Here is a 23,092-nt window from a genome sequence, read left to right as displayed (position 1 = left end):
GAATGGAATGGTTGTAGGTTTATTCACCGATGAACATGAGATGTTTCGCTCATCCCTGCGTAAAATGTTGGACAAAGAAGCATATCCTTATTTTGAGGAGTGGGAACAACAACGAGACATCCCAAGAGCGTTTTGGCGAAAGCTTGGGGAACATGGTTTTTTATGTCCACAAGTAAGTGAACAACATGGAGGCTTACAGTTGGACTTTGGTTACTCTATGATTCTAGCGGAAGAATTAGAGAGAGTAGGTGCTGGATTAGCAAGTGGCATCGTGTTGCACTCAGATATCGTTGTACCATATATTGAACAGTTCGGAACAACAGAACAAAAGGAAAAGTGGCTTCCGAAAAGTGTGTCAGGTGAGTGGATTTCAGCGATTGCTATGACGGAACCTGGAGCTGGTTCTGACCTTGCGGGGATACGTACAACAGCCCGACGAGAAGGTGACTATTATATTTTAAATGGAGAAAAAACCTTTATCACAAATGGAATTCATGCAGATTATGTCGTGGTAGTATGTAAAACTGATCCCCAAGCAAAGCCAGCCTACAGAGGAATCAGTTTAATTGTTGTAGAAACTGGCACACCTGGATTTAAGCGTGGCAAAAAGTTAAATAAAGTCGGCATGCATTCAGCAGACACAGGAGAACTCATTTTTGAGGATGCCAAAGTGCCAGCTAGTAATCTATTAGGAGAAGAAGGAAAAGGATTTTACTATTTAATGGACAAGCTTCAGCAAGAGCGATTGCTGGTTGCGATTGAAGTGCAAATAGAAGCTGAAGAAATGTTTCGGATTACAAAAGAGTATGTGACAACGCGCAAAGCATTCGATCGCACCATTGCAGATTTTCAAAATACCCAATTTAAATTAGCCGAAATGGCAACAGAAATTGATATCGGTCGAACTTATGTAAATTCACTCGTTTCAAAACATATTGCTGGGGAATCCATTGTGAAGGAAGTGTCGATGGCAAAATGGTGGATTAGTGAAATGGCCAAACGAGTAGCGAGCGACTGTCTCCAACTTCATGGTGGGTACGGCTATATGGAAGAGTACGAGATTGCAAGACGTTTTCGAGATATCCCGGTTGCCGCGATTTATGCAGGGACAACTGAAATTATGAAGGGGATTATAGCAAAGGAGATTTTAAAATAGTGGATTTCTGTAGAGTATATCGGAATTGGATTAGTGTCTAGAGATTTTGTATATAACATGGGGGGAATGTTTATGTTCGTTACGGATGTGTTAAGGCAACATGCAATGAGTAATCCAGATTCACTCGCAATTCAATTTGAAGAAAATCGATGGACGTATAGTGAACTTTACAAAAATGCACAAAAAGTGGCCTCTTATTTACATCAGCAAGGCTATAAACAAGGAGATCTAGTTGCACAATTCATGCTGAACTCAGACCTGTTTTTAGCTGTTTACTATGGTGTGCAGCTTGCGGGCTTAACGGTCATGCCTGTTAATACGAAACTAGCACCACCGGAAGTAGAATACATTTTCTCGCATTCAGAGGCAAAGGTATTATTCTATGATGAAAAGATTGAACAAACAATCCAAAACTCCCAACATCCTTTTCAGCAGAAAATCAGTACAACACAACTTCGTGAATTATTACAACAAGAAAGTCCCTACACAAAGCTTCCAACACTCGATGTGAATGATACTGCTGTAGTTATGTATACTTCAGGCACTACAGGTAAGCCAAAGGGAGTCATGCTATCTCACCGAAATTTATACGAAACAGCCGACATTTGGTCCCAGTCTATGAAGATGAGCAGAGAAGACAAAATGTTTATATGTACTCCGCTATTCCATTGTGCAGGAAGTCATGTATTTGCTGTTCCGACAATGTATAAAGGGGGCGCGGTTATTGTTGAGGAAGCGTTTTCTCCAGAACAAACATTGTCAAAGTTAGTAGAGACAAATGCCACAATTTTCTTTGGTGTACCAGCCATGTATACCATTTTACTTAATAAACCAGAGTTAAAAAATTATAGCTTCGATCACTTACGACTATTCTGCTATGGTGCAGCACCTATGCCGTACGAATTAGTAAAACGACTAAAAGATACATTCCCAAATGTGAAAGTACAAAATCTCTATGGGCAAACGGAAAATACACCTGCTGCTTCTTCTTTAACAGACGAACATGCCTTAACGAAAATTGGTTCAGTAGGTAAACCGTTAGCGCGGACTGAAGTGAAATTAGTGGATCCAGAAGGCGTAGAAGTACCTGTTGGAGAAGTAGGCGAAATTTGTGTGAAAGGCGCTCAGGTGATGAAGGGATATTTACGAAATCCTGAGGAAACAGCGAACACAATACAAAATGGCTGGCTCTATTCAGGTGACTTAGGCCGATTTGATGAAGAGGGCTTTTTATATATTGTGGATCGGAAGAAAGACATGATCAATCGCGGCGGGGAAAATATTTATCCAGTCGAAGTAGAAGAAGTATTGTATCAAATTTCACAAATCCTTGAAGCGGCAGTGGTAGGCGTCCCTCATGAAGTATATGGGGAAGTTCCAAAAGCATACGTCGTAACGAAAGGTGGCCAATCCATTTCGGAAGAGGAGATTCTAGAGCATTGCCGCACACAGCTGGCAAAATATAAAGTGCCGTTACAGGTAGAATTTTTAGAACAATTACCACGTAACGCTTCAGGGAAAGTACTTAAACATACATTACGACCTAGTATTTCCGAAACGACGAAAAGTCCATAGTAAAAAGGAGGATAAATATGACAAACGTATATATAGTAGAAGGTGCCAGAACAGCCTTTACATCCTTTGGTGGGTCCCTTGCTACAGTGAATGCAGTAGAACTGGGGACAATAACGGCAGTCGAGGCATTAAAACGTGCAAATGTAGAACCTGAAAAAATTGACCATGTGATTTATGGGAATGTCATTCATTCGGGTGTGAATGCAGCCTATTTAGCGCGGCACATTGGCTTAAAGGCCGGTGTTCCAAAAGAAGTACCAGCTTTAATTTTAAATCGCTTATGCGGATCTGGTTTGCAATCTATTGTCACTTCAGCTCAGCACATTTTATTAGGTGAGGGCGATATTATTTTAGCTGGTGGAGCTGAAAATATGTCCCAATCGCCTTACGCAAATTTTGAACAACGATTTAACGGTCCAAAAACAGGTAATATACAATTTGTTGATATGCTTCAAGCAACTTTAACGGATCAATATACAGGCTCAGGGATGGGGATGACGGCAGAAAAATTAGCCGAGCAATACAATATTTCACGTCAAGAGCAGGATGAATTCTCTCTTCTTTCCCAACAACGAGCAGCTAATGCAAGGGAGTCAGGTGTCTTTAAAGAAGAAATTGTTCCTGTCACTGTTAAAACGCGAAAAGGAGAAGTTCGCATTGAGGTAGATGAACATATTAAGGAGAATACAACAATTGAAATGTTAGCCTCTTTACGCCCTGCCTTTATAAAAGACGGAACGGTTACGGCTGGAAATGCATCGGGTATTAATGATGGTGCAGCTTCGGTAGTCGTTGCAAGCGAAAGCGCCGTTCAACAAAATGGATTAAATCCGATTGCACGAATTGTTTCGTGGGGAGTTGCAGGTGTCGACCCAACAATTATGGGAATTGGTCCAGTGCCAGCTATCAAACAGGCCCTAGAACGAGCGAATTTAACATTGGCGGATATAGATTTAATCGAAGTCAATGAAGCCTTTGCAGCACAATTTTTAGCGGTCGAAAAAGAGCTTGGATTAAATCGAGACATCACCAACGTCCATGGCGGAGCAATTGCCCTTGGACATCCGGTAGGGGCAAGTGGAACACGTATTGCTTTATCCGCAGCTTACGAATTAAAACGCCGCGGTGGGAAATATGCCGTCGTGAGTCTTTGTATTGGGGGCGGACAAGGAATTGCCATGGTAATTCAATCAACTTAAAAATTTCAAGCTGATCTTATACCGGATCAGCTTTTTTTAATGGTATGAAAGACAAAACATATAGTGACAATGCTTAAACGGGTGTTCATAAGCGTGATGAAAGACAAAACCACTAGGAAAACCACTCAAACAGGCCTTCATACAGACCATGAACGACATCTCTTTTAAACTACTTAACCCCTCTCCTAATAAAAGGCGTCACAATACACCAATTGTAAATACTCCTTCATTCTTCTTCTGTAATGAAAATAATACATAGAAGAAAAGTTTTAGTAATGTATCCTTATGACCATAGAAACAAAATGTGTTAAACTATCATCTATCTATACTAAAAAATTAAAGTGAGCTGAAACACAATGGAACAACCGTTTTTACCAATATTATTAGGGTCTGATATGAACGCATATGGAATGGCCCGAGCTTTCTATGAAGCGTATGGTTTAAAACCGCTCGTATTAGGACGCTCCCACTTAACTGCAACCCAAAATAGTCGTATTTTACACTTTCAAGCGATTGCGAACTTAAATGAACAAGATGTGTTTGTCCCAGCTTTAGAAAAGGTCGCAAAACAATATCCTGATAAAAAATTATTACTACTTGCGTGTGGAGATGATTATGCAAAATTAATCATTAAAAATAAACCGGAATTAGAAAAATACTTCACCGTACCATATATTGACGAATCATTAATGGATCAAATCTTGCTAAAAGAAAACTTCTATAAAATGTGTGAAAAGTACGATTTCAAATATCCAGGTACAACAACTGTTACAGCTGAGAATTACGAAGATTTTACACCGCCTTTTGATTATCCAATTATTTTAAAGGCGTCGAACTCAGTAGCTTACTGGGCTTGTTCATTCCCTGGTAAAAAGAAAGTTTTTGTCGCTCATGATGAAGCTGAAAAGTCGGCCATTCTAAAAGCAATTTACGCATCAACTTACCAAGATACAATGATCGTACAGGAGTTTATACCGGGCGATGATTCGTACATGCGTGTGCTAAATGCCTACGTGGGCAAAGATGGCAAAGTGAAGTTAATGTGTTTAGGTAACCCGATTTTAGAAGAGCATTCACCTGAAGGAATCGGGAGTTACGCGGCTATTATTACGACATTTGATGAAAAGCTCATGGATAAAGTACGCTACTTTTTAGAGGACATTGGTTATACAGGTTTTGCTAATTTCGATATGAAGTATGATGCCCGTGATGGGGAGTACAAGCTATTTGAAATTAACTTAAGAAATGGACGTTCAAGTTATTTTGTTACGGCTGCAGGCTATAACCTAATGAAATACGTAGCAGATGACCATATGTTGAACATAAAACAAAAATTGACATATGCTAACAACAAACATTTATGGATGATTATTCCAAAAGGTGTTTTATTTAAATATGCATCAAACGAAAAAATGAAAATTGAGGCAAAAAGTTTAATTCGCCATGGCAAATGGACAAATTCTCTGTTTTATAAACAGGACATGAATGTTAAACGCTGGTTAAAACTTACATTAAATAACTTAAACTATTATCGTAAGTATAAAAAATACTTTAATAAAAAAGGTTTGGAAGAATGAGAAAAACATTAGGTATTATTGGCGGTGTTGGTCCTTTAGCAACTATGTTTATCGGTGAAATGATCGTTCGTCGTACACTGGCAACAAAAGACCAAGAACATGTACACACCATTATTGATAACGATACGACGATTCCAGATCGCACCGCTTACATCTTAGATAATACAAAGGAAAACCCTGTGCCTTATTTAGTGCGTGATGCTAAAAAGCTTGCCAATGCGGGGGCAGAGGTAATCTGTATTCCTTGTAATACAGCGCATACGTTTTATGATGAATTACAACTGGGCTCACCAGTTCCTGTATTGCATATGATTCGTGAGACGGCAAAGCGAGCAGCATTGGTCGGGGCGAAACGTGTCGGTCTTCTTGCTACAGACGGTACTTTGGCTTCTGCTGTATACCAAAATGCATTAATCGAGCAAGATATCGAACCAATCATTCCTGATGCTATAACGCAAACACTGGTTATGTCGGTAATATACGATTATGTAAAAGCAGGTAAAGAAGTGCCTCTTCATTTGTGGCAGCGAATAGAACAGGCAATGCTCGAATCAAATTGTGATAAAATTATTTTAGGATGTACAGAGCTTTCCATTGTGAACCGAGATTTAAAATTAAATAACCACTATATCGACTCTCTACTCGTCCTTGCAGATAGTGCGATTGTCGCTTGTGGGTATGAATTGAATCATACGGTGAAAATATAGGCCCTCCTAGTAATAGGTGGGTTTTTTTGTTTGATTAGCGAAAAGTGTCCCATAAAAATTAAATTGTGTCCTATAGAATTCGAAATTTGTCCCATAAAAACATAAATATGTCCCATAGCCAAATTCCACTAGGGAAAATCGTGTAAATTCTTTAAATTATGGTACACTAAACGGGAAGTAAATAAAGGTGGGTTAAGAATGTCAGTCATTAATTTATTAAATGAAACATTACAAAATAAATGGAAATTTGAAACAACAATGAAGGTGCAAGACGAAATGATTCCAGCGATGCTTGAAGGAAAAGATATCGTTGCAGAATCTCCTACAGGTTCAGGAAAAACGCTTGCATATGTATTACCAATTTTAAATAAAGTAAATGGGAGCAAAAAACAAACACAGGCGCTGATCGTTGCACCATCTCAAGAACTAGCAATGCAAATCGTTGAAGTTATTCGTGAATGGACGGCTGGTACGGATATTACTGTACAACAATTAATTGGTGGAGCGAACTCAGCACGCCAAATTGAGAAACTTAAAAAGAAGCCTACCATCGTTGTTGGGACACCAGGTCGATTAAATGAACTAGCGAAAGCCAATAAGTTAAAGCTAAAAGAAGTTGAGACGGTTGTACTGGATGAATGCGATCAACTACTTAGTCGTGAATACCGTGTGATTGTGAAGTCATTTATTGAAGGTGCTGCTTATGGTCGCCAAGTGGTGGTCGTGTCAGCAACGATTACAGAAGAAATCAAACTGGTAGCCAATCGTTTAATGTTTGAACCAGTAAGTATCGAAATCAAACCAGAAGATATGGTGCAAGTCGGGAAAGTAGTTCATTCGTTTATTAAGGTGGATGAGCGCGATAAAACAGACATGCTCCGTAGATTATCACATATTGAAGGTTTGCGCGGTCTTGCATTTGTGAACAATATCGATCAGGTATTAATGAAGGAATCAAAACTAAAATATCGAGATGCAAAAGTAGTTACTCTTCATTCAGACATGAAAAAAGAAGAACGAAAAAAAGCATTGGACGCATTCCGTAAAGGGGATGTGCGAATTTTAATCGCAACAGATATTGCAGCTCGTGGACTAGATATTGAAGGTTTAACACACGTTATCCATGTAGACGTTCCGCATACGATTGAACAATATACACATCGTTCAGGACGTACAGGTCGTGCCGGTGCTGATGGCGAAGTATTAACATTGTTATCTTATAAAGATGAAAAAACGTATAAAAAATTAACGCGTGAAATGAATGTCAAAACAGTTCAAAAAGTATGGCATCAAGGGGAAATGATTGAGGGGAATTCAAAAACGGCGACACAAAAGAGAGGGAAATAATATGACGTTTGAGGAGAAATTAGAACAATATGCTGACCTTGCCGTAAAAGTTGGAGCAAATATTCAAAAGGGTCAATATTTATTAATTAACACTTCAACAGACACATTAGAATTTACGCGAATCGTTGTAAAGAAAGCCTATGAAGCAGGGGCTGGAAGAGTGCAAGTGAATTTAACCGATCCAGAGTTTACGCGCGCTTTTTATGAATTTGGAGCTGAAGAGGAATTTACTAATTTCCCAAAATGGATAGTGGCGCAACGAGATGAACTGATCGAGCGTAAAGGTGCACTATTGTGGATTGATGCGGAAGATCCAGATCTATTAGAAGGAATTCCGAGTTCTCGAATCTCTGCTCAACATAAGGCATCTGGGAAAGCATTAGCTCGATATCGTAAAGCGATTATGAATGATGATATTGCTTGGTCAATCATTGCGGTTCCTTCTCCAAAATGGGCTGCTAAAGTATTCCCAAACCTACCTGAAAATGAACAGATGACTGCTTTATGGGATGCCATTTTTAAAACAGTTCGTATCGGTGAGGGAAATGCAGTTGAAAATTGGCGTAACCATGTAGCAAATTTAGATACTCGCGCTGCCCAATTAAATAGCAAACGTTATGCAAAATTACATTATAAAGCGCCAGGAACAGACTTAACAATTGAACTACCAGAAAAACATATTTGGGTGTCAGGAAGTAGTAAAACTCCTGAAGACACAACATTTATTGCCAACATGCCAACAGAAGAAGTGTTTACATTGCCTTCAAAATATGGGGTAAATGGCGTTGTGAGCAATACAAAACCTTTAGCATATCAAGGTAATATCATTGATAATTTTACTTTAACCTTTGAAAGAGGGAAAATTGTTAAGGCTGAAGCAGAAGTAGGAAATGACTTATTACAAGAGCTTCTTACAAATGATGAAGGTTCCTGTTATTTAGGTGAAGTGGCGTTAGTACCGCACGAATCACCAATTTCAACTTCAGGGATTTTATATTACAACACGTTATTTGATGAAAATGCGTCAAACCATTTAGCCATTGGAGAAGCATATCCAACTTGCTATGAAGGCGGCCGCGAGCTTGAAGAAGGCCAACTCGAAGCACTTGGAATTAACGTCTCCATCACGCATGAAGATTTCATGGTCGGTAGTGGGGAAATGGACATCGACGGAATTTTACCAGATGGCACAGTAGAACCGATTTTCCGTAAAGGGAATTGGGCGTTTTAAATACGAGGACTACAAATTGAGAGTATCAATTTGTGGTCTTTTTTATATCGCGAGTATTTTTAAGGAAACTGCGAGTATTTTGTTGAATTCCGCGAGTATTTATCCAAAAAGCGCGAGTATTTACCTTAAAACCACGAGTAAATCAAAATATTGGAAACACTATACAATAATAGGAATGTTTGTTCGTAAATTGTAGTCATCTTTTAGCGAATGATGCTATAATGGAAAAAATAAATGAAGTGGAGGTTGTTGGATTGAAAATATTTCATACTGCAGATTGGCATTTAGGAAAGTTAGTGCAAGGTGTTTATATGACAGAAGATCAACGTCACATATTACAACAATTTATTACAGCCATCGATGAAGAACAACCAGATGTGATTATTATCGCTGGAGATTTATATGACCGTTCATTGCCTCCAGTTGATGCGGTCAATTTACTAGACGAAACGTTAGCAGAAATCGTATTGAAACGAAAAGTTCCTGTCGTAAGTATTGCAGGAAACCACGATAGCCCAACCCGTCTCCAATTCGGTAGCAAACTCATGAAAGAAAGTGGATTGCATATTGTTGGGGAGCTAAATTCAAACTTACAACCGATTGTGATAAATGATGAATTTGGTGAAGTACATTTTCATTTAATTCCTTTTGCAGAGCCTTCAACAGTAAAGCATATTTTTTCCGATAATTCGATTAGCACCTACGACGAAGCAATGAAAAAGGTTATTGATGCCATTGAAGAGAAAATGGACAAGTCCAAACGTCACGTATTGATTGGCCATGCCTTTGTAACGCCCCATGGAGAAAAAGAAGACAACACAAGTGATTCAGAACGTCCGTTAGCTATTGGGGGATCTGAATGTGTGCGTGCGGATTATTTTAAACCGTTCCATTACACTGCACTTGGTCATTTGCATAAAGCCCACTATGTATTAAATGAAACGATCCGTTATTCCGGCTCACCCCTAAAATATTCAGCATCAGAAGCGAACCACGAAAAAGGTTTTTTAGTAATCGATTTAGATAAAGATGGACAAGCCCAAATAACAAAACGTAAATTTATCCCAAGAAGAGATCTTCGCATTATTGAAGGGGCACTTTCCGAAATTTTAAAACATGATGAGAGTGAAGACTATGTGTTTGTTCGATTAACAGACATCACACCGGTCGTTGGTGCCATGGAGCAAATTCGGACGGTTTACCCAAATGCTATGCACGTGGAACGAAAAGCGCTACCGAAACTAGATAAAGATGAAAATGGTGAAGCAGTACGTAGAGAACAATTGGATGATCTAAGCTTATTTCATGCCTTTCATAAAGAAATTGTAGGAACAGAGCCGACTGATTTGCAGCGACAACTTTTTGAGGAAGTACTTCAAGAGCTGTTAACCGAAGACCGTGAAGTAAAAGAGGTGGTTACAAAATGAAGCCAATTAAACTAACAATGCGTGCATTTGGACCATATAAAAATGAAGAAGTAATTGATTTCACTGAGTTAAAGGACAATCGGTTATTTGTCATTTCTGGTTCGACTGGTGCTGGAAAAACAACAATTTTTGATGGGATTTGTTTTGCATTATATGGCTATGGAAGTGGGCAAGATCGCAAAGATACAAAAATGCTCCGAAGTGATTTTGCAGAAGAAAGTGTCCATACGGCAGTTGAACTAGTATTTGAGATTCATAACAAAACCTATCGAGTGCTTCGTCAGCTCTCCCATGTTAAAGCAGGACGAAAAACAGCAACAGGAGAAAAATATGAGCTCTTTGAAATTCAAGATACTCAAGAACTCCCTATTGTCGAACGTCAACGGGTAACGGATATCAATCAAAAATTAGAAGAAATTATTGGGTTAACCTACGACCAATTTAACCAAATTGTCATGTTGCCACAAGGAGAGTTCCGTAAACTTTTAACGTCGCAATCGGATAATAAAGAAGCGATCTTAAGAAAAATCTTTAAGACCAATCGTTATGGGGAAATGGCTCAAAAATTAGAGGAAAAGAAGAAAAAGGCCGATTTAGAACTACAAAAAGCACGTGCTCTAAAAGGAAGTATTGTTGAACAAATTATAGGACTACTTCCAAAAAGGGATTCTTTATTAACGGCTGTACTGGAAAAAGAGTCGAACATTCACCAAATACAAAAGGGCTTAGCGGATGAAATTCACTATTACCAACAAAAAATAAAAGAAGATGAGCAAATTCACAGTAAAGCTTATAGTGAGTATAACGAGAAGTACGAACTCTTTGTTAAAAATAAAGCGTTAAATGATCGTATTGATGAGTTTGATAGGAAAGTAAATAAACTCAATGAATTAGAGCAACAAAAGCCTCTATATGAACAAATGAATAAAGACTATGAAGCATCAATTCGAGCTAATCAAATTGAACCGTTAAATAAACAATGCCATGAATTAAATGATGAAAAAAGGCTACAACAAGCCCGTTTATCTAATGTGAAAGAGCAGCTGCTACAAGCACAACGCGACTTAGAAGCTGCAAAACAATTGTACGAAAAAGAATTAGCAAAGCAAGACGAGCGAGATGCTGCCATCCAACACGTAATGGAGCTTCAAAAATACCTGCCACTTTACGAACAAATTGAAAAACAAACACAATTGGTACAAGCATTATCGAAAGAGGCAAAAAATGCCCAGTCTAATCTTGAACTTGTAGATAGACAGCTATCTGAGCAACGTGAACAAATCGAACAATTAAATCAACAGATTGAACGGCTAGAAACTAAAACTGAAAAAATCAATGAAACAAAGGATGAGCAACGCCATCTTCAAGAAGTAGTTCAAACCTTTACAAAGTATAATGAACAGCTAGCAACCTCCAACAATCTACAAGCTCACTTTGACATTGTGTCTAAAGAGTACGAAGAGGCAAAACGTATTTATGAACAAGAAGAAAAGAAATGGTTAGGTAATCAGGCGGCGATTCTTGCAGCGAAATTAGTACAGGGTGAGCCGTGTCCTGTTTGTGGAAGCACAGAGCATCAAACCTTACTTCATCAAACTGAAAATTTAATCGATGAACAGGAATTGGATAGGTTGCAAGGGAAGGTTAGACAGATAGAACAAAAGAAAAATGAAGCTTACGTACAAGTCAATACGAGCAGCATTCAAGTAAAACAATTAGAAGAAACATTAACGACACTTCAAGCACCAATTCATGAACAAGCGCAATTTATTCAAAAATGTCATGAAGTGGATTCCCTTGTTCAACAATTACAGAATGACCTCGAAAAACTTTCACAATGTAAAAAACAATTGAAGCAGCTAGTCATTACTAGCGAACAATTAGCAGATAAACGAAAACAACTAGAGCAAATTAAACTAGAAAAAAATGAGCAGTTCGTTAAACAACAAACAATTTTAGATCAACAACGTTTAGCCATTCCGAGCGATTTACAACAGCTAGCCCAATTGCAACAAGCGCTACATCTAGCAGAACAAACTAAACAAACATTAATTCAGCAATGGGAGCATGCTCAAAAACAACTTCAAACAGCCGATAAGTTGGTAGCAACAAACGAAGAAGCAGCAAAGCAAATAACCCAACAAGTAGAACAACTAGAAGAAAAGCTAATTAGCGCAAAAGAAGAGTTTCTTACTAAAATGAAAGCAGCTGGTTTTGAAAGTTACGAATTATTCCAATCAGCAAAACGTACAGAACAAGAGCAACAACAGCTTCAAAACAATTTCTTAGAATTTACAAAGGCACTTCATTCACTTACAACTCAAGTAGCGGAAGAACGTACGCAACTGAAGGGAATGGTGAAGGTGGATTTAACTGTGGCACAAGAACAGTTAGACCAATTAAAAGAAGTATATGAAAAGGCATTACAAACACTCAATTTATCGAAGGATTATGAACGACAAGCAATTCGCTTTTCTGAAAATCTTGAAAGTGTAGCTGAAGAAATTAATAAGTTAGAAGAGAAGTCCAATCAAATTATCGATTTGTATAATTTGTTACGTGGTCAAAATAGTAAAAAAATTTCCTTTGAACGCTATGTACAGATGGGCTATTTAGAGCAAATAACAGAAGCAGCGAATATTCGCTTAAGGAACCTTTCAAATGGGCAGTATTATTTACAATGCTCAGATCGACAAGAATCTCATGGTCGCCAAAGTGGATTGAGTTTAGATGTGTATGATACGTACACAGGGCAATCGCGTGATGTAAAATCCCTCTCTGGCGGTGAAAAATTTAATGCCTCACTTTGTCTTGCACTCGGGATGGCCGATGTCATTCAAAGCTTCCAAGGCAGTGTACGCATTGACACGATGTTTATTGACGAAGGGTTCGGTTCTTTAGATGAGGAGTCCTTAATGAAAGCAATTGATACGTTAATTGATTTACAAAAATCAGGAAGAATGATTGGTGTCATTTCGCACGTCAATGAGCTAAAAGCAGCAATGCCGGCGATTTTAAACGTGGAGAAGTTAAAGGAAGGCTATAGTCGAACGTCCATTACTGTTAAATAACTAAAAACTAATAGAAAAAACGCCCAAAATTCACCGCTTCAGTGATCTTGGGCGTTTTTACATGCCATGAAGTTGAATGGAGAATTTGAAAAATCAGCTACTTTAAATTATCTTAAGTTTTTAAAATCTGAACAGCTTGCATTAAGTTCCAAATCATCAGTCCAATTGTTAGTAAAAAATAAATAATTGTAAACACTAACATTAAAATGACAAAGCCACTCATGCCATCAAAGCTTACTGTAAACATCCCAATGACGCTAAATACACCTAGTAAAACTCCGATGACAGTGGGAATGAGGTGTGAAAGAAAAGCGCGTTTTGCATGAAACTTCACTTCCAAATCCTTCACAATAAAATACACAATTAAAGGCAAAATAAACGGAGCAAATAATAAACTTATATAACAAAGGGCTGATATCATTTTGTTGTTTTCTAAAATATTACTGAGCATGATCCACTCCACTTTCGCATTTACTTTCTCTTACTAGGATGGTGATAAGCTGGAAAATTTAAACGGGTAGTTGAAAAAAAATAATAGTCTGATAAAATGAGAGTGTTCAAACAATAATTTAAGATGTATTACCCACAAGGGGAGCTGATAAAGTCAGCTGAGATTGTGCACTTATTGCACTAACCCTTTGAACCTGTAAGTTAGTACTTGCGTAGGGATGTGGATAGAAACCGACTCCAAAATGGCGTCAGGCTCTGTCCTGATGTCATTTTTTTCTTTTAGTATGAACTAAAAGTTTTAGGAGACACTACGTAACGATTTCTATTCCTTCTCAAATGTTCTACATCGGAATAATAGAGAGGAGACTTGTTATGAACAAATCAAGATTACTAATGCTGGTGGAAATTGCAATATTCGCTGCAATTGGCCTCGTATTAGACAAAATTTCGTTTTCGCTATGGGCACAAGGTGGCTCTATTAGCTTTGTCATGTTGCCAATTTTAATTATTGGCGTTCGTTGGGGCTTAGGTGCAGGTCTTAGCACAGGATTATTAGTTGGTGTTTTACAAATGCTTTCCGGTGCTTACATTTTACACTGGGCACAGGCGTTACTAGATTATGTTGTAGCCTTCTCGGTTGTTGGATTAGCAGGGCTATTCCGCCACCAAATCCTAGAGGCTGCGAACGCTTTAAATAAGAAAAAAATCAGTTTATATATTGTTCTTGGGATTGTTATCGGCGGACTTTTACGCTACGCAGCACATGCCCTAGCAGGAGCTATATTCTTTGCAGAGTACGCAGGCGATCAAAATGTTTGGGCATATACATTAATTTATAATGGATCGTATATGATTCCAGCCATTATCTTAACGGCAATTGTTGGTTCATTTATATTCTCTAGTGCACCGAGACTTTTAAAAACAGCTTCATAATTTAAACGAAACAGAGCAATCTACAAGTGGTTGCTCTGTTTCATGTTTTACCAAGATATATTGTGAATAAAATACGATAGATTAACAGTGGTGCAAGCCTAATATTCCTTTGTGAATATGATATAGTATATAGAGAGAAGCATATAGGAAGGACGTTTACCATGATTGTAAAAACAAAAGAAGAGTTAGAAGCGTTAAAAAAAATCGGACGCATTTGTGCTGAAATACGAGATGCTATGAGAGCTGCCACTAAGCCAGGTGTGACAACGAAAGAGCTTGACGAGATTGCGGGCAGAATGTTTGAAGAAAAAGGCGCCATTTCTGGACCAAAAGGCCAATATGATTTCCCAGGATATACATGTATCAGCGTGAATCATGAAGTAGCTCACGGAATTCCGGGGAACCGAGTTATTGAAGAAGGCGATCTTGTTAATATCGACGTTTCTGGTTCATTAGATGGTTATTTTGCGGATACGGGGATTTCTTTTGTCGTAGGAAACAATTACCCAGAAAAAGAAAAACTATGCCAAGTGGCGAAGTCTGCATTTGACCGAGCAATGACAAAAGTAAAAGCAGGTTCGAAACTGAATCAAATTGGGAAAGCAGTAGAGCGCGAAGCAAGAGACAATGGATTAACAGTCATTATGAATTTAACGGGTCATGGTGTAGGGCGTGCATTACATGAAGCGCCCGATCATGTATTAAATTACTATGATGCATGGGACACAACGATTATGAAAGATGGGATGGTATTAGCGGTAGAACCATTCATTTCAGAAAAAGCAGAGCATATTGTCGAATCAGGTGATGGTTGGACATTTATCACACCAGATAAATCTTTAGTTGCACAAATTGAGCACACAATTATCGTGACAAAAGACAAACCAATTTTAATTACAGAAATTGAAGACTAATTAGAAAAGCGAAAGGCGCTCGCCCAGCTCTGAAAGAAACTGGAAACTTCCGACAAGCATGCTTGCATGCGCCGGAGGAAGTTGAAGTTTCCGAAGATCTAGCGCCTGTAGCTAGACACTATCCAAACTTTAAATAAAAAATCCTGCAACGCTAGTTTAAGCGTGCAGGATTTTTTTTCATTAAGAATATACCAGCCATTAAGACACCCGTTAAAAATAGGGCAGCAGTGGTTACTAATAATTCATCAAAGCCATTCGCAATTGCTATTCCGATGTAGCACCAAATAAAAATAATTGGGTACGCAATATCATAGTGATGGTAGCGAAGGTGTAATGCAATTGCAGTACCGATTGTCATAATAATGACCGCCCATAAAGCATTGCTTAGTCCAAACCCATTCCAGCCAGTATGAACTAATATGTAACAGAAATGTAAAATAAATAAAAATGTCGTCCAACTAAAATAAATAGCTATAGGAATTCTTAACTTTAGCATCTCCATTTTTAATGGATAAGTTAAATATAAAGCAAATAATGAAATTAATTGAATACCTAAAAAAATAATCGATTGTATAAAATGTTCATGATGCCAACTGAATAGAGAAGCAATTTGTAAAATCAAAATAAATATAAAAATACTAGTTTGAAGTGTAGAAATAAACTTTTCAGATTGACGAAGAGTCCAATAATTTTTAATCCATAGGAAAAGAAATATGAACACAATGAACCATATAAAATAAACGAATGACGCTGGTGCGAATAAAATAGGTAATCGATTGATAATTTCTAAGGTAGAATGTCCTGCCAACTGTAACCAAAAAGCATTAATTGTAAAAAATATGGTTACAATGAGGAAAATGGTGATGGCGATTAACCGACTCATATGTTCCTCTCCCTTCTATAAAATTATATACATTAAAATAGTTTTGAACAACAAATTCCAAAAACATACAAACTTCTGTAAAATAAAAGAAATGATGTTGGGAGTGAATGGAATGAAAAAAATTCAAGAAATAGATTTAAGTGTGACACTTGATAAAAAGACGTATAAAAAAGAACTAAAAAAACTTCAATATGAAATGTTAAATATTCAACAATTTTTATACAATAACAAAATTGGTTTAATTCTTGCGTTTGAAGGTATGGATGCTGCTGGAAAAGGAGGCGCGATCAAACGTCTAACGCAAAGACTAGATCCTCGTGGAATCATTGTTCACCCGATTTCTGCACCACAACCCCATGAACTAAGATATCATTATTTACAAAGATTTTGGCGTAAATTGCCTCAACACGGGCAAATTGCGGTATTTGACAGAACTTGGTATGGCCGAGTGTTAGTTGAGAGAATTGAAGGCTTTGCAACCGAAGCTGAGTGGAAACGTGCGTATGAGGAAATAAATTCTTTTGAAAAAACATTAACAGATGAAAACTATATTATCATAAAGTTTTGGATTCATGTAGATAAAGAAGAGCAGTTAAAACGTTTTCAAGAACGCCAAACAAATCCTTATAAAATTTGGAAGTTAACAGATGAAGATTGGCGTAATCGTGATAAATTTGATGTTTATGTACAATGCGCGGACGATATGTTTGAAAGAACAGATACGCCTAATGCACCATGGTGTTTAATTGCAGGAAATAATAAGCAACATGCACGTATACAAGTATTAACTGAAACAATAAAGCGAATTGAAAAAGAAGCAAAACGAAGAGGTTTAACTATCTCACAGGATGGTAAAGAAGTAGTAAATGATAATATGGTAGAAGAAGTTAACTCTTAAAAATAAATTAATATAGGAAATGTTGCATTTGCGTTGGATTCTTACAATAAACTATTCTTGAGGAAGGCAATAGGGCATGATGATGGTCAAAAAATTTTTAAATTTATTACATAAAAAGGGTGATCATGTGGTAAAGCTTGATGGGGATCGTCTAACTTTGAGGACTTTTATAGAATCCGATGCAAGAAGTTTAGCAGAGCTCATGCGAAATAATAAACAGTTTTGGGCAACCCATGAACCGATGCACGAAGATGAATTCTATACAGAAGAAGCACAGTTTAAGAAAATCTTAGAGAGTATGCATTTACTTCGGGCTAATCGAGAGTATTCATTTGGTATATATCCTAAAGGGAGTAACCTTTTAATTGGGCATATTTCTTTATATGCAATAAAAAGACTGCCTTATAATAGTGGATTTGTGGGATATTCCGTAGATGAAAAATATACACGTAAAGGAATTGCAACGGAAGCAGTGAATGAAGTTGTAAAATTCGCCTTTAATGTAGCAAAACTTCATCGAATTGAGGCCTATGTTTCACCTAAAAACTTTGGCTCAATCAAAGTTCTAGAAAATGCTAATTTTGTTCGAGAAGGTTTATTAAGGGAACTATTATATATTAATGGTTCTTGGGAAGATCATTACCTCTATTCATTGTTACGAAATGATCGCTGGGGAATCTAAAGTACAGGTCTCTTACATTTGTGAGGGACCTTTTTAATTGGTTGAGGTAAATTATGAGAACTTGTACAAAAAAGCCGCAAAGTAACGCGATTTGCGAATTTTGCGACTTCTTTATTTCTATTTCGATGATTTTTCTTCTTTACTCTCTTTTGGTTCAAGGTTCTCTAAATAGGCATTACCATCTGAAAGTAAATCAAGCTTACCAGTTCCAGGATCCATTACAAGTCCATGAACAGGTGTTGATTTTGGCATTAATGGGTGATTTCGGATAATATCGACACTTTTTAGTACACTTGTTGAAACGTCACCAAAACCATGTAACCAATCTACTAAATCTATACCTGTATAATCAATGATGTTCATAATGTCTTTATTAACACCACGTTCAATCATATGATTAATCATTTTATGCGGATCAATAGCACTCATACCACAATCGTGATGACCCACGACATAGATTTCGTCTGCTTTTAGCTCATATACCGCAACTAATAAACTACGCATAACAGCTCCGAATGGATGACTGACTTGCGCCCCTGCACTTTTGACAATCTTTGCATCACCGTTACGCATATTCATTGCTTTTGGTAATAATTCAACTAATCGAGCATCCATACAAGTTAAGATGACTACTTTTTTAGTTGGGTATTTAGACGTAATAAAAGGCTCGTATTGTTTAAATTTTACAAAAGATTCATTGAAACTTAATACTTCATTTAATGACGATTCCATATTTTTAACATCCCCTATCATTTATGACTAGCAATATTATATACAAAAAAAGTCGACGTCACCTACAGAAGTGCGTCGACTTAGAAAAATTATAATTTATTCGTTGGTTTTGGATCAATTTTGACAGAAGAATGAGAATCTAACCCGATACGTAGGTATTGAATAAACATTGCTACACTAACGCAAAGGAAAAGTAGAAAACCAACTACAGTAGTAAGATATCCAGCCATTGATAAAGACTCCTTTCAATTTAAACAAATGTCATTGATTAATTATTATCTATTATACTATAAATTTTATTTAATTGTATGCTATCCGTAAAAATAATCATGGCAATTTAAAGAAAGATTAAGAATGAATAAACTAGCAATCTTTTAAATGTATAAATGATTATTACGGGGTAAAAAGGTGTAGAAATATTGTTTATGCTGTGATTTTTGAATTACATATGATTATTAATTCCTACACTTAAGATTATAAAATATATAATACTAGTAATTCAATATAATTAAATTGGATTATTTGGGAGAAAAAAACCATTATTACATCGAAAAAAAGGCAAACAACTTATATACTTATATAGTAGAATGTAAAAATAATTAAAACTTTGTCGAAAATAATAGTAGGAGAAGATTTGGAGGTACGATTATGGATATATCAACGATAGTAGGGGTTGTACTTGGGCTGATTGCAGTGTTTGTAGGAATGATTGTAAAAGGTGCGGATATAGGAGTATTAGTTAACCCAGCTGCCTTTTTAATAATTATTTTGGGGACAATAGCATCGGTAACAATTGGTTTCCCAATGAAAGAGTTAAAAAGAATACCAAAGTTATTTAAAATAGTTTTTACAGAAAGAAAGCTTACGAGTGACATTGAAATTATTAAAATGTTCTCAACTTGGGCAGATTTAGCTCGTCGAGAAGGTTTACTTGCACTTGAAGGGAAGGCTTCAGAAGTGGAAGATCCATTTTTAAAGAATGGGTTAACATTAGCGATTGATGGTCAAAACGCTGACTACATTCGGGATGTCTTAACTGAAGAAGTTGAAGCTATGGAAGATCGACATTCAGTGGGTTCACAAATCTTTTCACAAGCAGGTACATATGCGCCCACTTTAGGGGTACTTGGTGCGGTTGTTGGTTTAATGGCTGCTCTAAAAGATATGAGCGATGTCGATGCATTAGGACATGCGATTACTGGAGCGTTCGTTGCCACGGTACTAGGGATTTTTACAGGGTATGTACTTTGGCATCCATTTGCAAACAAATTAAAACGTAAATCAGCAGAAGAAGTTAAGCAAAAACATTTAATGATTGAAGGAATTTTATCTGTGTTAGAAGGGGAAGCACCACGTGTTATTGAACAAAAGCTAGCCTCATATTTAACAATGGAGGAACGCCGACAAATTTCTAATGAAAGCGGGGCGGGTGGCCTTGGCAAAGAAAGCTAAAAAGAAAAAACACGAAGGTCATATCGATGAGTCATGGCTTTTACCGTATTCCGATTTAATGACGCTATTACTTGCCCTATTTATCGTTTTGTTCGCCTCTAGTTCTATAGATCAAAATAAGTTAGCACAAATGTCTGCTGTTTTTAATGAGATTTTTGATGGGGGTTCTGGGTTTATGGATCAAACTTCCATTATGGAAAATCCAACTGCAGTAACTCCAGGGCTTTCAGAAGAGGAAAAAGCGTACCTTCAAGATCAAAGAGAATTAAAAGAGATTCAAGCTCGTGTGGATGAATTGATCGCGGTAAACGAACTAGAAGGTACTTTTGCAACAAATATGACAGATGAAGGTTTATTAATTACAATTCGTGATAGTTTGCTTTTTGATCCAGGAAGAGCCAATGTAAAGTCAGATTATTTGCCAATCGCTGATGAGTTAGCAACTATATTGAAAATGGATCCGCCACGCTATATTGTTGTAACAGGGCATACGGACAATGTACCTCAAAATAGTGGCGAGTTTAAGTCCAACTGGGAACTATCCGTTATGCGTGCTGTCAATTTATTAGAGCTTATCGTTTCAAGCAATCCTGAGCTAGACCCTAAATATTTTAGTGCAAAAGGATATGGAGAGTATTATCCGATCGCTTCAAATGATACAAGTGAAGGTAGGGCGCTTAATCGTCGTGTAGAAGTATTAGTTCAACAACTAGTAGATGAAGATGGAAATAAAACTAAAGAATAATTTCTAAGAGGTGTGAAATAGTCATGCCTCTTTTTTTTTGACATCCTTAAAACAAATGTTTATAATTTAAACATAAGTTTATGAAGGTGGGATGTTGATGAATGAAAAAGAGCACTTAGTCCTTCAAACGATAAAAAAGAATCCTTATTTATCGCAACAGGAAATGGCAGAACAACTGAATATGTCACGACCGACGTTAGCTAATATAATTTCAGGGCTTATAAAAAAAGGTGAAATAATAGGTAGAGCTTATGTCTTACCTGAAGAGAATGCCATTGTATGTATTGGTGGAGCCAATGTCGATCGAAAATTTCATATAAATGAATCGGTACAATACGGAACATCTAATCCAGCGCATCTAACAGAAAGTGTCGGAGGGGTAGCGCGTAATATTGCAGAAAACCTAGGTCGCCTTGGGAATAATGTAAAGCTCATTACAACACTCGGCCTAGATCAAGATGCTGAAACGATTAAACAAACTAGCGGGGCCTATATCAACTTTGATTTATCGATTAATCTAGCCAATCATAAAACGGGTTCTTATAGCGCAGTATTGGATTCGAATGGCGAACTTATACTAGCGTTAGCAGATATGGCGATTTACGATTTGTTATTACCAACCGAATTGATGAAGCATGATGCGAGCGTTTTTAACGCAAAATGTATTATTGTCGATCTCAATTGCCCAAAAGAAACGATTCTGTACTTACAAAATATTGCCTTTGAGAAACAGATCCCGTTCATTATTGTGCCAGTATCCTCTCCGAAAATGAAAAATATGCCGGATGATTTAATTGGTGTATCTCATTTCATTTGTAATTTGGATGAGGCAGAAATGTATTTAAATACAAAACTACAATCGGAGCATGATTATATTGACGCGGTAAAGAGGTTGCTTGAAAAAGGGGCCCAAAATGTCGTGTTAACTTTAGGTGGAAAAGGGGTAATTGCTGGGAATCTTCTTAGCATTAACCGATTTGAAGCTGTAAAAGTAAGTCATGTTGAAGATGTGACAGGGGCAGGAGATGCTTTTGTCAGTGCATTGACTCATGGCGTCCTAAATGGAGAACAATTTTATGATGCAGTGAAGTTTGGGCTTTATAATGCAGCGAAAACATTACAATCAGATAAAACAGTACGACAAGATTTATCAGTAAATGAGATAACGATATGGAGGAATTTATAATGGAAAAATATTTATCATATTCACAAGAAGTATTGGAAGCAAAAGAAAAAGGATTACCAATTGTTGCGTTAGAGTCTACAATTATTTCACACGGTATGCCGTATCCTCAAAATGTTCAGACAGCTAGAGAAGTGGAGGAGATTATCCGTAGTAAAGGAGCAGTACCAGCAACGATTGCCCTTATTGACGGTCAAATCAAAATTGGTCTTTCGGATGAGGAACTCGAAATGTTTGGAAATGCTAAAGACGTTGCAAAAGCTTCTCGTCGTGATTTTGGCTACTTGCTTGCAACGAAAAAATTAGGAGCTACAACAGTTGCGGCAACAATGATCGCAGCAGAATTAGCGGGAATTGAACTTTTCGTAACAGGTGGTATTGGTGGTGTTCACCGTGGTGCTGAGCAAACAATGGATATTTCAGCAGACTTAGAAGAGCTTGCTGGGACAAACGTGGCAGTTGTATGTGCGGGTGCGAAATCTATATTAGACCTTGGACTAACGTTAGAATACCTTGAAACAAATGGTGTACCTGTAGTAGGGTATGGAACAGATTACCTACCTGCATTCTTTACAAGAGATAGCGAATTTAAAGTAAACTTCCGATTAGATTCACCTCAAGAAGTGGCAGACATGATGAGAGCAAAATGGGATATCGGACTACGCGGTGGAGCAGTGATTGCAAATCCAATACCAGAAAGTGATGCAATGGAAGCTAGCTTTATTAATTCAATTATTGAAACAGCCTTAAAAGAAGCAGAAGAGAATGGTATTAAAGGGAAAGATGTAACACCATTCATGCTAGGGAAAGTAAAAGAATTAACAGAAGGAAAATCGTTAGAAGCTAATATTGCTCTTGTAAAAAATAACGCACATATCGGCGCTGAAATTGCGATCGCGTTAAATAACAATAAATAAAACTTAAAAAATA

General features: G+C 37.2%; 21 protein-coding genes and 1 riboswitch. Of the genes, 17 read left to right on the top strand and 4 right to left on the bottom strand.

Annotated elements, in window-relative coordinates; translation table 11 throughout:
* Positions 1–7 precede the first annotated feature (7 nt).
* The 9 genes from EK386_RS12145 to EK386_RS12105 all read left to right on the top strand — a co-directional run bounded on the left by EK386_RS12145 (position 8) and on the right by EK386_RS12105 (position 13,290).
* Positions 8–1,156: an acyl-CoA dehydrogenase family protein gene (locus EK386_RS12145; RefSeq protein ID WP_126659441.1), complete on the top strand. Its 1,149-nt coding sequence runs from the start codon at positions 8–10 to the stop codon at positions 1,154–1,156.
* A 72-nt stretch (positions 1,157–1,228) separates the two neighbouring features.
* Positions 1,229–2,731 carry a class I adenylate-forming enzyme family protein gene (locus EK386_RS12140; protein WP_439331233.1) on the top strand — a complete coding sequence of 501 codons (1,503 nt, stop codon included), beginning with the start codon at positions 1,229–1,231 and terminating at the stop codon, positions 2,729–2,731.
* 17 nt (positions 2,732–2,748) lie between these two features.
* A complete protein-coding gene (locus EK386_RS12135; protein ID WP_126659439.1) occupies positions 2,749–3,930 on the top strand; it encodes an acetyl-CoA C-acetyltransferase in 1,182 nt (393 codons plus the stop codon).
* A gap of 356 nt (positions 3,931–4,286) precedes the next feature.
* Positions 4,287–5,507, top strand: a complete 1,221-nt coding sequence (locus EK386_RS12130) for a carboxylate--amine ligase (protein WP_126659438.1) — start codon at positions 4,287–4,289, stop codon at positions 5,505–5,507.
* Entirely contained in the window at positions 5,504–6,214 is a 711-nt protein-coding gene (cuyB, locus tag EK386_RS12125) for a cysteate racemase (protein ID WP_126659437.1), read from the top strand. The genes EK386_RS12130 and cuyB overlap by 4 nt, the downstream gene beginning before the upstream one ends.
* Positions 6,215–6,412: 198 nt before the next feature.
* Positions 6,413–7,561 (top strand): DEAD/DEAH box helicase, encoded by a 1,149-nt coding sequence (locus EK386_RS12120; RefSeq protein WP_126659436.1) that lies wholly within the window; start codon positions 6,413–6,415, stop codon positions 7,559–7,561.
* Position 7,562: 1 nt separating this feature from the next.
* Entirely contained in the window at positions 7,563–8,792 is a 1,230-nt protein-coding gene (locus EK386_RS12115) for an aminopeptidase (RefSeq protein ID WP_126659435.1), read from the top strand.
* 254 nt (positions 8,793–9,046) lie between these two features.
* Entirely contained in the window at positions 9,047–10,219 is a 1,173-nt protein-coding gene (locus tag EK386_RS12110; RefSeq protein ID WP_126659434.1) for an exonuclease SbcCD subunit D, read from the top strand.
* Positions 10,216–13,290, top strand: a complete 3,075-nt coding sequence (locus EK386_RS12105) for an AAA family ATPase (protein ID WP_126659433.1) — start codon at positions 10,216–10,218, stop codon at positions 13,288–13,290. The genes EK386_RS12110 and EK386_RS12105 overlap by 4 nt, the downstream gene beginning before the upstream one ends.
* 112 nt (positions 13,291–13,402) lie before the next feature.
* On the opposite strand, the gene EK386_RS12100 is transcribed toward EK386_RS12105, so the two are convergent.
* The gene (locus tag EK386_RS12100) at positions 13,403–13,741 is read right to left on the bottom strand and encodes a magnetosome magnetite crystal formation protein family (protein WP_126659432.1); all 339 of its coding nucleotides are present in this window, start codon (positions 13,739–13,741) and stop codon (positions 13,403–13,405) included.
* 127 nt (positions 13,742–13,868) lie between these two features.
* A riboswitch (TPP riboswitch) is annotated at positions 13,869–13,976 on the top strand.
* A gap of 136 nt (positions 13,977–14,112) precedes the next feature.
* On the opposite strand from EK386_RS12100, the gene thiT reads away from it, so the two are divergent.
* Both thiT and map read left to right on the top strand, forming a co-directional pair.
* Positions 14,113–14,673 (top strand): energy-coupled thiamine transporter ThiT, encoded by a 561-nt coding sequence (gene thiT, locus EK386_RS12095; RefSeq protein ID WP_126659431.1) that lies wholly within the window; start codon positions 14,113–14,115, stop codon positions 14,671–14,673.
* Positions 14,674–14,834: 161 nt separating this feature from the next.
* On the top strand, positions 14,835–15,587 hold the full coding sequence (gene map, locus EK386_RS12090) for a type I methionyl aminopeptidase (protein WP_126659430.1): 753 nt from the start codon (positions 14,835–14,837) through the stop codon (positions 15,585–15,587).
* A gap of 151 nt (positions 15,588–15,738) precedes the next feature.
* On the opposite strand, the gene EK386_RS12085 is transcribed toward map, so the two are convergent.
* Positions 15,739–16,470, bottom strand: a complete 732-nt coding sequence (locus EK386_RS12085) for a TspO-related membrane protein (protein ID WP_126659429.1) — start codon at positions 16,468–16,470, stop codon at positions 15,739–15,741.
* 112 nt (positions 16,471–16,582) lie between these two features.
* On the opposite strand from EK386_RS12085, the gene EK386_RS12080 reads away from it, so the two are divergent.
* Together EK386_RS12080 and EK386_RS12075 are read left to right on the top strand one after the other, a co-directional pair.
* Positions 16,583–17,368 (top strand): polyphosphate kinase 2 family protein, encoded by a 786-nt coding sequence (locus tag EK386_RS12080; RefSeq protein WP_126659428.1) that lies wholly within the window; start codon positions 16,583–16,585, stop codon positions 17,366–17,368.
* An 82-nt stretch (positions 17,369–17,450) separates the two neighbouring features.
* Positions 17,451–18,050, top strand: coding sequence for a GNAT family N-acetyltransferase (locus EK386_RS12075; protein ID WP_179966035.1), 600 nt, complete (start codon positions 17,451–17,453; stop codon positions 18,048–18,050).
* A 117-nt stretch (positions 18,051–18,167) separates the two neighbouring features.
* Here EK386_RS12075 and EK386_RS12070 read toward each other — a convergent pair whose 3' ends face one another.
* Positions 18,168–18,782, bottom strand: coding sequence for a beta-class carbonic anhydrase (locus EK386_RS12070; protein WP_126659427.1), 615 nt, complete (start codon positions 18,780–18,782; stop codon positions 18,168–18,170).
* Positions 18,783–18,871: 89 nt separating this feature from the next.
* A complete protein-coding gene (locus EK386_RS20320) occupies positions 18,872–19,012 on the bottom strand; it encodes a hypothetical protein (RefSeq protein ID WP_179966032.1) in 141 nt (46 codons plus the stop codon).
* A 418-nt stretch (positions 19,013–19,430) separates the two neighbouring features.
* Between EK386_RS20320 and motA the strand changes: the two genes are divergently transcribed.
* The 4 genes from motA (at position 19,431) to EK386_RS12050 (ending at position 23,079) form a co-directional block, all read left to right on the top strand.
* Positions 19,431–20,234: a flagellar motor stator protein MotA gene (motA, locus tag EK386_RS12065; RefSeq protein WP_126659426.1), complete on the top strand. Its 804-nt coding sequence runs from the start codon at positions 19,431–19,433 to the stop codon at positions 20,232–20,234.
* Positions 20,218–20,979, top strand: a complete 762-nt coding sequence (gene motB, locus EK386_RS12060) for a flagellar motor protein MotB (RefSeq protein WP_126659425.1) — start codon at positions 20,218–20,220, stop codon at positions 20,977–20,979. Before motA ends, motB begins: the two co-directional genes overlap by 17 nt.
* 97 nt (positions 20,980–21,076) lie before the next feature.
* On the top strand, positions 21,077–22,165 hold the full coding sequence (locus EK386_RS12055) for a PfkB family carbohydrate kinase (RefSeq protein WP_126659424.1): 1,089 nt from the start codon (positions 21,077–21,079) through the stop codon (positions 22,163–22,165).
* On the top strand, positions 22,165–23,079 hold the full coding sequence (locus EK386_RS12050) for a pseudouridine-5'-phosphate glycosidase (protein WP_126659423.1): 915 nt from the start codon (positions 22,165–22,167) through the stop codon (positions 23,077–23,079). The genes EK386_RS12055 and EK386_RS12050 overlap by 1 nt, the downstream gene beginning before the upstream one ends.
* Positions 23,080–23,092 lie beyond the last annotated feature (13 nt).

The sequence above is a fragment of the Lysinibacillus antri genome, assembly GCF_003977595.1.
GTDB classification, from domain to species: Bacteria; Bacillota; Bacilli; order Bacillales_A; family Planococcaceae; genus Ureibacillus; species Ureibacillus antri.
Note: the sequence above shows the minus strand (reverse complement) of the source record. Positions and strands in the feature narration are given on the sequence as shown.

Excerpts from the sequence above, each read along its gene's own strand:
- EK386_RS20320 (WP_179966032.1), bottom strand. The coding sequence starts at position 19,012 with ATGGCTGGATATCTTACTACTGTAGTTGGTTTTCTACTTTTCCTTTGC.
- EK386_RS12080 (WP_126659428.1), top strand. The coding sequence starts at position 16,583 with ATGAAAAAAATTCAAGAAATAGATTTAAGTGTGACACTTGATAAAAAG.
- EK386_RS12105 (WP_126659433.1), top strand. The coding sequence starts at position 10,216 with ATGAAGCCAATTAAACTAACAATGCGTGCATTTGGACCATATAAAAAT.
- EK386_RS12070 (WP_126659427.1), bottom strand. The coding sequence starts at position 18,782 with ATGGAATCGTCATTAAATGAAGTATTAAGTTTCAATGAATCTTTTGTA.
- thiT (WP_126659431.1), top strand. The coding sequence starts at position 14,113 with ATGAACAAATCAAGATTACTAATGCTGGTGGAAATTGCAATATTCGCT.
- EK386_RS12055 (WP_126659424.1), top strand. The coding sequence starts at position 21,077 with ATGAATGAAAAAGAGCACTTAGTCCTTCAAACGATAAAAAAGAATCCT.
- EK386_RS12075 (WP_179966035.1), top strand. The coding sequence starts at position 17,451 with ATGGTCAAAAAATTTTTAAATTTATTACATAAAAAGGGTGATCATGTG.
- map (WP_126659430.1), top strand. The coding sequence starts at position 14,835 with ATGATTGTAAAAACAAAAGAAGAGTTAGAAGCGTTAAAAAAAATCGGA.
- EK386_RS12120 (WP_126659436.1), top strand. The coding sequence starts at position 6,413 with ATGTCAGTCATTAATTTATTAAATGAAACATTACAAAATAAATGGAAA.
- EK386_RS12050 (WP_126659423.1), top strand. The coding sequence starts at position 22,165 with ATGGAAAAATATTTATCATATTCACAAGAAGTATTGGAAGCAAAAGAA.
- EK386_RS12135 (WP_126659439.1), top strand. The coding sequence starts at position 2,749 with ATGACAAACGTATATATAGTAGAAGGTGCCAGAACAGCCTTTACATCC.
- EK386_RS12130 (WP_126659438.1), top strand. The coding sequence starts at position 4,287 with ATGGAACAACCGTTTTTACCAATATTATTAGGGTCTGATATGAACGCA.
- EK386_RS12115 (WP_126659435.1), top strand. The coding sequence starts at position 7,563 with ATGACGTTTGAGGAGAAATTAGAACAATATGCTGACCTTGCCGTAAAA.
- EK386_RS12145 (WP_126659441.1), top strand. The coding sequence starts at position 8 with ATGGTTGTAGGTTTATTCACCGATGAACATGAGATGTTTCGCTCATCC.
- EK386_RS12085 (WP_126659429.1), bottom strand. The coding sequence starts at position 16,470 with ATGAGTCGGTTAATCGCCATCACCATTTTCCTCATTGTAACCATATTT.
- EK386_RS12100 (WP_126659432.1), bottom strand. The coding sequence starts at position 13,741 with ATGCTCAGTAATATTTTAGAAAACAACAAAATGATATCAGCCCTTTGT.
- cuyB (WP_126659437.1), top strand. The coding sequence starts at position 5,504 with ATGAGAAAAACATTAGGTATTATTGGCGGTGTTGGTCCTTTAGCAACT.
- EK386_RS12140 (WP_439331233.1), top strand. The coding sequence starts at position 1,229 with ATGTTCGTTACGGATGTGTTAAGGCAACATGCAATGAGTAATCCAGAT.
- motA (WP_126659426.1), top strand. The coding sequence starts at position 19,431 with ATGGATATATCAACGATAGTAGGGGTTGTACTTGGGCTGATTGCAGTG.